At 61.3% G+C, this 12,592-nt stretch carries 8 protein-coding genes; 7 read left to right on the top strand and 1 reads right to left on the bottom strand.

The window, feature by feature from the left end; all coding sequences use genetic code 11:
- The 6 genes from IAE39_RS29970 to IAE39_RS09510 all read left to right on the top strand — a co-directional run.
- Nucleotides 1–6,321: immunoglobulin-like domain-containing protein (locus IAE39_RS29970; RefSeq protein WP_201201630.1), on the top strand; the 6,321-nt coding region annotated here is incomplete at its 5' end.
- 333 nt (nt 6,322–6,654) lie between these two features.
- Nucleotides 6,655–6,996, top strand: a complete 342-nt coding sequence (locus tag IAE39_RS09530) for a hypothetical protein (protein WP_012269973.1) — start codon at nt 6,655–6,657, stop codon at nt 6,994–6,996.
- 196 nt (nt 6,997–7,192) lie between these two features.
- Complete coding sequence (locus IAE39_RS09525) at nt 7,193–8,092, top strand: TauD/TfdA dioxygenase family protein (RefSeq protein ID WP_201201624.1); 900 nt, start codon at nt 7,193–7,195, stop codon at nt 8,090–8,092.
- A gap of 17 nt (nt 8,093–8,109) precedes the next feature.
- Nucleotides 8,110–9,129 carry an ABC transporter substrate-binding protein gene (locus tag IAE39_RS09520; RefSeq protein ID WP_201201621.1) on the top strand — a complete coding sequence of 340 codons (1,020 nt, stop codon included), beginning with the start codon at nt 8,110–8,112 and terminating at the stop codon, nt 9,127–9,129.
- A gap of 6 nt (nt 9,130–9,135) precedes the next feature.
- Nucleotides 9,136–9,999, top strand: a complete 864-nt coding sequence (locus tag IAE39_RS09515) for an ABC transporter ATP-binding protein (protein WP_201201619.1) — start codon at nt 9,136–9,138, stop codon at nt 9,997–9,999.
- Between the two features lie 14 nt (nt 10,000–10,013).
- The gene (locus IAE39_RS09510) at nt 10,014–10,877 is read left to right on the top strand and encodes an ABC transporter permease (protein ID WP_201201617.1); all 864 of its coding nucleotides are present in this window, start codon (nt 10,014–10,016) and stop codon (nt 10,875–10,877) included.
- 122 nt (nt 10,878–10,999) lie between these two features.
- Here IAE39_RS09510 and IAE39_RS09505 read toward each other — a convergent pair whose 3' ends face one another.
- The gene (locus IAE39_RS09505; RefSeq protein WP_201201615.1) at nt 11,000–11,557 is read right to left on the bottom strand and encodes a WYL domain-containing protein; all 558 of its coding nucleotides are present in this window, start codon (nt 11,555–11,557) and stop codon (nt 11,000–11,002) included.
- A 207-nt stretch (nt 11,558–11,764) separates the two neighbouring features.
- On the opposite strand from IAE39_RS09505, the gene IAE39_RS09500 reads away from it, so the two are divergent.
- Nucleotides 11,765–12,559, top strand: coding sequence for a tetratricopeptide repeat protein (locus IAE39_RS09500; RefSeq protein WP_201201613.1), 795 nt, complete (start codon nt 11,765–11,767; stop codon nt 12,557–12,559).
- Nucleotides 12,560–12,592 lie beyond the last annotated feature (33 nt).

The following is a 12,592-nucleotide window of genomic DNA, read 5'->3' as shown; positions in this document are numbered from 1 at the left end:
TTCGAGAACCTGCAGTTCGGCGAGCCTGCGACTGTTGCCGTGACTGACACCCTCAGCAAGGTCACCGCCGTGCTGACAGTGGACAGCACTGCGGTGGTCGAAGGCGGCAAGATCACCTACACCGTCACCCTGGTCAGCGAAGACACCAAGCTGCCAGTCACTGGCCATGGTGGCGTGACCGTCACCTTGACCGGTGGCACGGTCGTGACCATTCCGGCAGGCTCCGCTTCGGGCACCGGCTTCGTCACCGCCCCGAACGACCTGTACGCTGGTGGCCAAGCTTCGATCACCAAGTCGATCACAGACATCACCGTCAATGGTGATGCGAAATTCGAAAACCTGGTCCCTGACAGCAAGTCGGTCACCACCACCGTCAGCGATGAGCCGAACGGTGCCGGCAACCTGGTGAAAGTCAGCATCACCCCGGTACTGGATACCGTGAACGAAGCGACCGCACCGTCGTTCAAGGTCACCCTGAGCCAGGCGATCGACAAGCCAATGACCGTCAAGCTGAGCACTGGCGAGACGCTGGTGTTCGAGGCTGGCCAGACCACCAAGACCATCACGGCTCCAGCCCAGGGCGATGACGTGTTCATCGACAAAGGCCAGATCACTGTCAGCATCGACAAGGCCACCGTTCCGGGTGCTCCGCTGGAGAACCTGGTAATCGGCGACCCGGCTGTCGTTCAGGTCACCGATACCCTCAGCAAAGTCACCGCCGTTCTGTCGGTGGACAGCACTGCTGTGGTTGAAGGCGGCAAGATCACTTACACCGTCACCTTGGTCAGTGAAGACACCAAACTGCCAGTCACTGGCCACGGTGGCGTGACCGTCACCCTGACCGGTGGCACGGTAGTGACCATTCCTGCGGGTTCCGCTTCGGGTACCGGTTTCGTTACCGCCCCGAACGACCTGTACGCAGGCGGCCAAGCTTCGATCACCAAGTCGATCACAGACATCACCGTCAATGGTGATGCGAAATTCGAGAACCTGGTCCCTGACAGCAAGTCGGTCACCACCACCGTCAGCGACGAGCCGAACGGTGCCGGCAACCTGGTAAAAGTCAGCATCACCCCGGTACTGGATACCGTGAACGAAGCGACTGCACCGTCGTTCAAGGTCACTTTGAGCCAGGCGATCGACAAGCCGATGACCGTCAAGCTGAGCACTGGCGAGACGCTGGTGTTCGAGGCTGGCCAGACCACCAAGACCATCACGGCTCCAGCCCAGGGCGATGACGTGTTCATCGACAAAGGCCAGATCACTGTCAGCATCGATAAAGCCACCGTTCCGGGTGCTCCGCTGGAGAACCTGGTAATCGGCGACCCTGCGGTCGTGCAGGTCACCGATACCCTCAGCAAGGTCACCGCCGTTCTGTCGGTGGACAACACTGCTGTGGTTGAAGGCGGCAAGATTACTTACACCGTCACCTTGGTCAGTGAAGACACCAAACTGCCAGTCACTGGCCACGGTGGCGTGACCGTCACCCTGACCGGTGGCACGGTAGTGACCATTCCTGCGGGTTCCGCTTCGGGTACCGGTTTCGTTACCGCCCCGAACGACCTGTACGCAGGCGGCCAAGCTTCGATCACTAAGTCGATCACAGACATCACCGTCAATGGTGATGCGAAATTCGAGAACCTGGTCCCTGACAGCAAGTCGGTCACCACCACCGTCAGCGACGAGCCGAACGGTGCCGGCAACCTGGTAAAAGTCAGCATCACCCCGGTACTGGATACCGTGAACGAAGCGACTGCACCGTCGTTCAAGGTCACCCTGAGCCAGGCGATCGACAAACCGATGACCGTCAAGCTGAGCACTGGCGAGACGCTGGTGTTCGAGGCTGGCCAGACCACCAAGACCATCACGGCTCCAGCCCAGGGCGATGACGTGTTCATCGACAAAGGCCAGATCACTGTCAGCATCGACAAGGCCACCGTTCCGGGTGCTCCGCTGGAGAACCTGGTAATCGGCGACCCGGCTGTCGTTCAGGTCACCGATACCCTCAGCAAAGTCACCGCCGTTCTGTCGGTGGACAGCACTGCTGTGGTTGAAGGCGGCAAGATCACCTACACCGTGACCCTGGTCAGTGAAGACACCAAGCTGCCAGTAACCGGCCATGGTGGTGTGACCGTCACCCTGACTGGCGGCACGGTAGTGACCATCCCGGCGGGTTCCGCTTCGGGTACCGGTTTCGTCACCGCCCCGAACGACCTGTACGCTGGTGGCCAAGCTTCGATCACTAAGTCGATCACAGACATCACCGTCAATGGTGATGCGAAATTCGAGAACCTGGTCCCTGACAGCAAGTCGGTCACCACCACCGTCAGCGACGAGCCGAACGGTGCCGGCAACCTGGTAAAAGTCAGCATCACCCCGGTACTGGATACCGTGAACGAAGCGACTGCACCGTCGTTCAAGGTCACCCTGAGCCAGGCGATCGACAAGCCAATGACCGTCCAGCTGAGCACTGGCGAAACCTTGGTCTTCGCCGCAGGCCAAACCACCAAGACCATCACGGCTCCAGCCCAGGGCGATGACGTGTTCATCGACAAGGGCCAGATCACCGTCAGCATCGACGGGGCTTCTGTGCCGGGTGCTCCGCTGGAGAACCTGCAGATTGGTGCACCGGCGACCGTTCAGGTCACCGACACCCTCAGCAAAGTCACTGCGGTTCTGTCGGTAGACAGCACCTCCGTGGTCGAAGGCGGCAAGATCACCTATACCGTCACCCTGGTCAGCGAAGACACCAAGCTGCCGGTAACCGGTCACGGTGGCGTCACTGTGACCCTTACCGGCGGTACCCAGGTCACCATCAACCCGGGCTCGGCAACTGGCACCGTCAGCATTTTCGCGCCTAACGATCCTTATGTGGGTGGGCAGGCCACGATTACCAAGGCGATCACGGGTGTTGCCGTCAGCGGCGACAAGCAGTTCGAAAACCTGGTAACCGACACCAAGCCAGTGAGCACCACTGTTACTGACGAACCAAGTGGCAGCGGCGATGTGACCAAGGTCGGCATCAGCGGCACCACTTCGCTGACCGAAGGCGACACCGGCCACTACACGCTGACCCTTAGCAACCCGTCCAAATCTGAGGTCACCATTACCCTCAGCTATAGCGGCACTGCCAAGAATGGCGAGGACTTCACCGGTGTTACCACCGTGAAAATCCCGGCCAACAGCAGCGGGACCACGTTCGATATCGCGACCATCGACGACAAGCTGGTCGAAGGTACCGAGAACTTTACCGTGAAGATCGAAACTGCCACGGGTGGCAGCTTCGAGAACCTGCAGGTCGACAGCAGCAAGGCCAGCGTGACCACGCAGATCCTCGACAACGACCACCTGCCAGTTTCGCCTGGCGGTGCCGTACAGGGCGTGGAAGATAACGACTACGTGTTCAACTGGAGTGATTTCAAAGTCACTGATGCCGATGGCAACACCGGCTTGTCCGTGACCATTACCTCGCTCCCGGTCGCCGGTAACCTGCAGTTCTTCAACGGCACTGCATGGGTGAACGTAACTGCAGGGCAAGTGGTGAGCCAGGCTGACATCATCGCCAAGAACCTGAAATTCGTGCCGGCCCAGAACGAGTCGGGTATCGATGCCTACGGCGGAACTGGCGTGGGTAACAAGCAGGCCGACTACGCGCAGTTCAAGTTCAAGCCGAACGACGGCACCAACCTGGGTACTGAAGTGACCATGAAGGTCGACATCAGCCCGGTTGCCGACAAGCCGACCCTGAGCTTCGGCAGCGCCGATATCGACTCCAAAGGCCTGACCAAGGAGGTCTGGAACACCCTCAAAGGCCTGGGTACCGGCGGCAATGGCATCACTGGCGAAGACCTGAAGGCAGTCTTTGCCAACTCTGGCAGTGCCAATTCCAGCAGCACCACCACCAACGTACAGTCCGATGGCAGCGTCACTGCTGGCACCGGTTCGAAAACGTCGGGCCTGATCTATCTGGAAGCTGGCAAGGTCTACACCTTCAGTGGTTCTGCCGACGACAGCTTTGTGGTCACCATCGGTGGCAAGACGGTGGTCACGGCTACCTGGGGTGCCGGTGGCGGGGTTTCGGGTACCTTCACTCCGAACACCAGCGGCTACTACCCGATCGAGGTCTACCACGCCAACCAGTCCGGTCCAGGCAGCTATGACCTGAACATCCAGGTTGGCTCGGGTGCCGTCACCGACCTGAACAGCTCGAACGTCAAGATGTACCAGAACGTGACCGAGATGGCCAACGCCGGCCTGGGCGTGTCCGACCTGCACACCGTGAATGGCCAGAGCTACTACGATGGCTACAAGCTCAACGAAGGGCCAGAGGGTGGCTCGGTCAAACTGGTCGGTATCTCCACCGCCCTGACCGACACCGATGGCTCGGAAAGCTTGAACGTAACCCTCAGCGGTATTCCGAAAGGTACCGTGCTGAGCGATGGTGCAGGTCACACGGTAACCGTGGGCACTGGCCCGGTTGATGTTACCGACTGGAAACTGGGCAGCCTGACGCTGACCCCGCCGGCCTACTACAAGGGCTCGTTCGACATCACGGTCACCTCGACGTCCACCGAAAGCCTGGGCGGTTCGGCAATTACCACCGGCAATATTCCGGTGACTGTATACGCCGCGACCTACAAGGCCAGCGTGGGCACCTCGGGCAACGACACTATGACCGGCAGCGAAGGCAACGACATCATCGTCGCTGACGTGGCTGGCCTGAACGTGGTCCAGGGCAAGAACTACAACATCGCCTTCATGGTCGACAGCTCGGGCAGCATGAGCGACAAGTCGATTGCCGACGCGAAGACGCAGTTGGCATCGGTGTTCAACTCGCTCAAGGCCAGCCTGGGTGCCGATACCTCGGGTACCGTGAACATCTTCCTGGTCGACTTCGACACCCAGGTGAACAAGAACGTAGCGGTAAACCTTGCCGATCCGGATGCCCTGAGCAAGCTGCAGACGGTATTGAACTCGATGGTGGGTGGCTACTACGGTGGCGGTACCAACTATGAGGACGCGTTCAAGACCACGTCCAACTTCTTCAAGAGCACCATGGCCACCAGCAACACGGGGGCGGACAATCTGACCTACTTCATCACCGATGGTAAGCCGACCTACTACCAGAGCGGGGAAAACACCAACCCTCGTCTGTGGACGGGCGGCAAGTACCTGGACGATGTCGTAAACGTCAATAACTACAAGATGGGCGATACCTTCAGCGCTTGGGCAGATGCTACTCACAAGGTTGAGATCAGCAGCAGCGGCTCGGTCAAAGTCCTGACTTACTCCGAGAACCGTTGGGGTACGCTGGTGCTTGACTCCACCAAGACAGTCGGCACGCTGCATGCGCAAGGCGATGGCACCTATGAGTTCTCCAGCCTCGACGGTACCGGCTACGCCGATTACTGGAACTACGTGGACTCGGCAGCAGGTTCCAACGCGAGTTTCGCAGTGCTGGGTGGTACCAATGGCTTGAGCAAGGTGCAAGCCATTGGCCTGAACAGTGATGTCACGCTGAGCGATCTGAAGCCTTACGATAGCGCCGGCAAGCCACAGACCAACATCGACCCGTCCGACCTGGCGAAGGCGATTCTCGGTCACTCCGAGGCAACGGTGCCGGGTGCCGACACCATCGACGGTGGTAACGGCAACGACATCATCTTCGGTGACCTGATCACCCTCAACGGTGTAGTCAGCGAGGGCTACCAGGCCCTGCAGACCTACGTTGCGCAGAAGAGCGGTGTCGATGTCAGCACCGTCACCACCAGTAATGTCCACCAGTACATCACCGAGCACTACACCGAGTTCGATATCTCCGGTGCCAAAGACGGTAACGACATCCTGTCGGGCGGCAATGGCAACGACATCCTGTTCGGTCAGGGTGGTAACGACATACTCGATGGCGGCAAAGGTAACGACATCCTGCTCGGTGGTACTGGCAACGACACCCTGATCGGTGGCCAGGGCAACGACATCCTGATCGGTGGCAGCGGCTCTGACACCTTCGTGTGGAAGGCAGGTGATTTCGGCAACGACGTCATCAAAGACTTCAAGGTGGGCGAGAAGGACAAGATCGACCTGAGTGATCTGCTGCAAGGTGAGAAGGGCAGCACCATCGACAACTACCTGAAGCTCACCACCGTGGACGGCACGACGACGCTGCAGGTCAGCAGCGAAGGCAAGCTGAATGCGGCAGGTGGTATCGCCAACGCCGATGTGACCATCAAGCTGGAAGGGGTGAACTGGTCCAACCAGTCCGTCAGCTCGTTGATCAGCGGTGGTGACCCGACCATCATCATCCACAACAAGGACAGCTGATGTGCCAGGGGCCGTGCCTGAAGGCGCGGCCTTTGCCCGACTGACGCGGTCTATGTAGGAGCGGCCTTGCCGGGGCGCCGGACCGGTCGGAAAGGGCTGCAAAGCAGCCCCGACAATTTCAGCGTGGGTGCTGAAACCGTGGGGCCGCTCTGCGGCCCTTTCGCGACACAAGGCCGCTCCTACAAGGGATCGCGTTAGCCTGGCATTGGCTACACCGGCCCTTTCCTGCCATCTTCCGACAGCGCATACTCTGGCGCCGGGCCTGCGTACCCGGCGATCTTTGCCTATGCTGCTGTCTACCAACAAGGAACCAACGTGACGAGGGACACCGCCATGTTCTACGTGCAACGCGACGCCGCTGGCCAGTTGCTGCGGGTAGAAGCAGCCGCTTTTGACCAGTTCACCGAAATGCTCCCCGCCGACCATGCCGATATCCAGGAATGGTTTGCCGATGACGTCGTGGAAAACAGCCTTAACCAGCTCAAGCAAAGCGACCTGGACATGATCCGCGTGCTTGAAGACTTGATCGATGTACTGACCGCCAAAGGCGTGTTCAAGATCACCGACCTGCCCGCCGGCGCCCAGGCCAAGCTGCTCAACCGCTCCACCGCGCGCAAGGCGCTCAGCAGCCTGAACAACCTGATCGATGAAGAAGAGCAGGGCGGGCTGATCTGAGACGGCTCAGCCCAGGCCGGTGCTATGGTTATTCTTTAAAGGTATTTAAATTATTGCTCTTATGACTTTATAGTCACTTCCACTGCGTACCCGTCGACCAATCGATGCGCCGCACGACTTGAACCCACACGGGAAATCCCCGTGCGTTTCTGATCGTTGCGCGCCATAGAAGTCGCGCACTGCGTGGGAGTGAACAATGTCAGCCGCCTCGAACGCCTTGTCGACCATCGACAGCGCCCAGCCGCAATCCTTCGAAATCCGCCCGTTCGCCGGTGCCGTCGGCGCCGAGATCATCGGCCTGGACCTGGCCACACCGGTCAATGCCGAGGATTTCGCCCGTATCCATCGCGCCCACCTTGACCATCATGTGCTGGTATTCCGCGACCAGCGCATCAGCCCGGACCAACAGATTGCCTTCAGCCGCCGTTTCGGCGAGTTGCAGATCCACGTACTCAAGCAGTTCCTGCTGGCCGGCCACCCCGAAATCCTGATCGTTTCCAACATCATCGAAAACGGCCAGAACATCGGGCTGGGTGATGCCGGCAAGTTCTGGCACTCCGACCTGTCGTACAAGGAACTGCCCAGCCTCGGCTCCATGCTGCATGCCCAGGAACTGCCCAGCGAAGGCGGCGACACCCTGTTTGCCGACATGCACAAAGCCTGGGACGCCGTCCCCGATGCGCTGCGCACAGTGGTCGAGGGTCGCGATGCTGCCCACTCCTACACCGCCCGTTACGCCGAGACCAAGTTCGAAGGCAACTGGCGCCCGACCCTGACTGCCGAGCAACTGGCGCAGGTGAAAGAAGTCATCCACCCGGTCGTGCGCACCCACCCGGAAAACGGCCGCAAGGCGCTGTTTGTCAGCGAAGGCTTCACCACCCGCATCGTTGGCCTGCCAGAGGACGAAAGCCGCGACGTGCTGCAACAGCTGTATGCCCTGAGCGTGCTGGAGCAGAACATCTACCGCCACCAGTGGCAGCCCCACGACCTGGTGTTCTGGGACAACCGCTCGCTGATCCACCTGGCCGCCGGCTGCCCCGCCCACCTGCGGCGCAAGCTGTACCGCACCACCATCCAGGGCGATGCCCCGTACTGACGTCTGAGGAAACCATCATGCGCAAATCCATCAGCCGCCTGGCGGCAAGCATCGGCCTGGGCGCCAGCCTGGTCGTTGGCAGCCTGGCCGCCCCCGCCGTGGCGCAAGCCGAAGGCAAGATCCGCATCGCCGAGCAGTTCGGCATCGTCTACCTGCTGCTGAACGTGGTGCGTGACCAGCACCTGATCGAGAAGCATGGCAAGGAGCAGGGCATCGACATCGACGTCGACTGGGCCCAGCTGTCGGGTGGCTCGGCCATCAACGACGCCTTGCTGTCCGGCTCGGTCGATATCGCTGGTGCCGGCGTCGGCCCGCTGCTGACCGTCTGGGACCGCACCAAGGGTCGGCAGAACGTCAAGGCCGTGGCCTCGCTGGGCAACTTCCCGTATTACCTGGTCAGCAGCAATCCCAATGTGAAGACCATCGCCGACATTTCCAACAAGGACCGCATCGCCGTGCCGGCGGTAGGTGTTTCGGTGCAGTCGCGCTTCCTGCAGTACGCCGCCGCCCAGCAATGGGGCGACAAGGAATACAACCGCCTCGACAAGTACACCCTGGCCGTACCGCACCCGGATGCCACCGCTGCGCTGCTGGCCGGCGGCACGGAGCTGAACGGGCACTTCTCCAACCCGCCGTTCCAGGACCAGGTATTGGCCAACAAGGACGTGCACGTGGTGCTCAACAGCTACGACCTGCTTGGCCCCAATTCGCCGACCTTGCTGTTCGCCACCGAGAAATTCCGCACGGACAACCCGAAAACCTACAAGGCGTTCGTCGATGCGCTGGCTGAAGCCGCAGACTTCGCCCAGAAGGACAAGGCCGCTGCGGCCGACACCTACATCCGCGTGACCAAGGCCAAGATCGACCGCGATGCCCTGATCAAGCTGATCGACAACCCGCAGTACGAGTTCACCGTCACACCCAAGAACACCTACAAGCTGGCCGACTTCCTCTACCGGGTAGGCGCCATCAAGCACAAGCCGGAATCGTGGAAGGACTACTTCTTCCAGGATGAACGCCCGCTGCAGGGGAGCTGACCGATCATGACCGCCCCTTTGCCAGGCCACACGGCCAGCAACCTGAGCCGTGTCGCCACACCACCTTTGCTCAAGGTGGATAACCTCAGCCTCGAATACCGCACCGCGCAACGCGTGGTGCGCGCCACGCACCAGGTCAGCTTCGAAGTCGATCGTGCCGACCGCTTTGTACTGCTCGGCCCCTCCGGTTGCGGCAAGTCCACCTTGCTCAAGGCCGTGGCTGGGTTCATCCCGCCGCAGGAGGGGCAGATTTTATTGCAAGGCCAGGCGGTGCGCGGCCCAGGCCCCGATCGCATCGTGGTGTTCCAGGAGTTCGACCAACTGCCACCGTGGAAAACGGTGAAGCAGAACGTCATGTTCCCGCTGCTGGTGTCTGGCCAGCTCAAACGCGCCGAGGCAGAAGAACGGGCGCTGCATTACCTGGACAAGGTCGGCCTGGCGGCGTTCGCCGATGCCTATCCGCATACCTTGTCGGGCGGCATGAAGGCCCGCGTGGCGATTGCCCGCGCCTTGGCCACGCAGCCGAAAATCCTGCTGATGGACGAACCGTTTGCTGCCCTGGACGCGCTGACCCGGCGAAAGATGCAGGAGGAGTTGCTGCTGCTGTGGGAGGAGGTGCGCTTTACCTTGCTGTTCGTCACCCACTCCATCGAAGAAGCGCTGGTGGTGGGCAACCGCATCCTGCTGCTGTCGCCACACCCGGGGCGGGTGCGGGCTGAAGTACACAGCCACCAGTACGACCTGGGCAGCCTGGGCGGCAGCGATTTCCAGGCCAGTGCCCGGCGTATCCACCGTTTGCTGTTCGATGAGGCAGACGTTCCGGAGCAGCCCGACGACCTGGGCTTCAACGACATTCGCATCGCCTACTGACAGGAGCTTCAGCCATGACCACTACACCTGTACGCCAGGAATACGAGGTGCAGCTGCAGCCCCTGCTGAGTGTGCCTGTGGAACGTCAATTGCCCCTGGCCCAGCGCTTGTGGCAGCAGGGCTGGCTGCGCAAGGCCGTGATCCTGCTGGTGATCGCCTTGCTGTGGGAGGCCGTGGCCCGCTATCAGGGTAATGACCTGTTGCTGCCCAGTTTCCTGCAGACCGCCGCAGCGCTGTGGGACGGCCTGATCAGTGGCGAGCTGCCGGCCAAGGTCGGGGTTTCGCTGGTGATCCTGCTCAAGGGGTATGTGTTGGGTATCGTCCTGGCCTTCGGCCTGACCAGCCTGGCGGTTTCGACCCAGCTGGGGCGTGACTTGCTGGGTACGCTGACCTCGATGTTCAACCCGTTGCCGGCCATCGCGCTGTTGCCGCTGGCCTTGCTGTGGTTCGGCCTGGGTGACAACAGCCTGATCTTCGTGCTGGTGCATTCGGTGCTGTGGGCACTGGCCTTGAATACCTACGCTGGCTTCCTCGGCGTATCCGAGACCCTGCGCATGGCTGGCCGCAACTATGGCCTGAAAGGTCTGCGGTTGGTGCTGCACATCCTGGTGCCGGCGGCCCTGCCGTCGATTCTGTCGGGGCTGAAGATCGGCTGGGCGTTTGCCTGGCGCACGCTGATCGCCGCCGAGCTGGTGTTCGGCGCCAGTAGCGGCAAGGGCGGGCTGGGCTGGTACATCTTCCAGAACCGCAACGAGCTGTATACCGACAAGGTGTTTGCCGGGTTGGCGGTGGTGATCCTGATCGGTTTGCTGGTGGAAGGGCTGGTGTTCAATACCCTGGAGCGGCTGACCGTGAGGCGCTGGGGGATGCAGCGCTAGTTCGTAAGCCTGTACCGGCCCTTTCGCGGGTAAACCCGCTCCCACAAGTATTGCGCAGGTTCTGATGGTTGTGCGGTCTCTTGTGGGAGCGGGTTTACCCGCGAAGAGGCCGGCACAGCCAATCAACTCAGGTACTGCGCCGCCGCATTGCTCAGGATCCTGCCAATCTCCTCGCGCAACCCCGCAGGCTGCTCCACCACCACACCATCGCCATGGCTCAACAGCCACCAGCGCAACGGCCAGCCATCGCTCACCGTAGCCCGCAACCGGTGCCCATGTTCCAGCGCCGTCAGCTGCATGTCGCTGCTCAGCGGCGCTTCGCGCAACTGCCGTGCCAGCGCATCGCTGATCCGCGCCACCAGCTCCACGCCCTCACCCTGGGCGGGCTGCAACGCATCCCCACGCAGGTGCGTCAGCAAATCGAAATTGCCGCGCAACTCGCCCACCGCACTCGCCGACCAGTGCCAACCGAACGGGATGCTCTTGTCATTGCGCTCCAGCGGAAAGATCAGCGACAGCTCATTGAGGTCGCGCTCGACAGTGCGCTTGCTGACGGTAAAGCCCACATCGCGCAGGCGCCATACCAACTCGGCGCTGGTAATGCCTGGTGAGCGGCTGGGCAGCTGGCGTAGCAGCGCCCACTGACGGCTGAGGGTGGCGCGAGTGGTGGCGAACGGCAAAAGGTAACGTCCTTGTCTAGGCTTGCCGCAATAGGATGGCGGCACGCGAGGGGCATGGCAATTGGCCACAGCCTGCTCAGATCAAGGAACTCGCATTTGGTTGCCTTGTGCCGAATCGTTCGCGACAGGTTTTGACGTGACGTCACGCAGAATCACGCCTCATCACAGCCGAAGGTTGGGGTTGTGCGTCGTTCAATGAGGATGAACATGTCTGCTGCCAGCAATATCCATTCGCTGCTTGCCCGCCTTCTGCCCGAGCGGGTCATCGCCCCACCTGCACCCGCCGGGAGGCGGCATCGCTTGTTTGCGGGTGTCGGCTTGCCCAGCCAGCGCTCGCTGCTGGTCAACCGCCTGGACGAAGCCAGCGACCTGCAGGCGGTGTATGCAGACCTGCGCCGCCAGGCCCTGCAAGGCAGCGTGGCGGCGCTCAACGACCTCGGCTGGATCTGGCTCAACGGCAAGTACTGGCGCGCCGATACCGTGCTGGCCGGGCACCTGCTGCGCATGGCGGCCCTGCAGGGTAATGCAGCCGCCTGGTTCAACCTGGGGCAGCAACACTATTTCGGCAAGGGTATCGACCCCTCCTATGTACAGGCGGCGGATTGCTATCGGCAGGCCTTCGAGCGCGGCATGCTGCACGCGGCGGCGGCTTTGGGCGACCTGTATGAAGAAGAGGTGTGCGATGGTGACCAGGAATGGCAGGTCGACCTGGTACAGGCCTACCAGTGGTTCATGCGGGGGGCTGAGCGGGGCGAAGCGCGTTGCCGGTTTGAGGTGGGTTACCGGTTGATGCACGGGCTGTATGTAGAGGCCGACATCAAGACCGCGCTGTACTGGCTGGAACTGGCAGCGGCGGCGGGGGTGGTGCAGGCGGCCGAAGAGCTGGCGGTGCATTTCAGCAGCCGTGACGCGACGCGATACCAGGAGTGGCGGGACCGGGCGGTGCAGATGGGCAGCACATTGGCCTTGACCATGAAGCTGGAAGACCAGATTCAGCCCTGAGTCTTGTGTCGCCTGTTCGGGCCTCTTCGCGGG

It is taken from the genome of Pseudomonas sp. S37, from assembly GCF_016658545.1.
Lineage (GTDB): Bacteria > Pseudomonadota > Gammaproteobacteria > Pseudomonadales > Pseudomonadaceae > Aquipseudomonas.
The sequence above is the reverse complement of the archived record's forward strand: the minus strand, read 5'-3'. Positions and strand labels throughout refer to the sequence as shown.

Coding starts and splice junctions, on each gene's coding strand:
- IAE39_RS09515 (WP_201201619.1), top strand. CDS start 9,136: ATGACCGCCCCTTTGCCAGGCCACACGGCCAGCAACCTGAGCCGTGTC.
- IAE39_RS09525 (WP_201201624.1), top strand. CDS start 7,193: ATGTCAGCCGCCTCGAACGCCTTGTCGACCATCGACAGCGCCCAGCCG.
- IAE39_RS09520 (WP_201201621.1), top strand. CDS start 8,110: ATGCGCAAATCCATCAGCCGCCTGGCGGCAAGCATCGGCCTGGGCGCC.
- IAE39_RS09510 (WP_201201617.1), top strand. CDS start 10,014: ATGACCACTACACCTGTACGCCAGGAATACGAGGTGCAGCTGCAGCCC.
- IAE39_RS09500 (WP_201201613.1), top strand. CDS start 11,765: ATGTCTGCTGCCAGCAATATCCATTCGCTGCTTGCCCGCCTTCTGCCC.
- IAE39_RS09530 (WP_012269973.1), top strand. CDS start 6,655: ATGTTCTACGTGCAACGCGACGCCGCTGGCCAGTTGCTGCGGGTAGAA.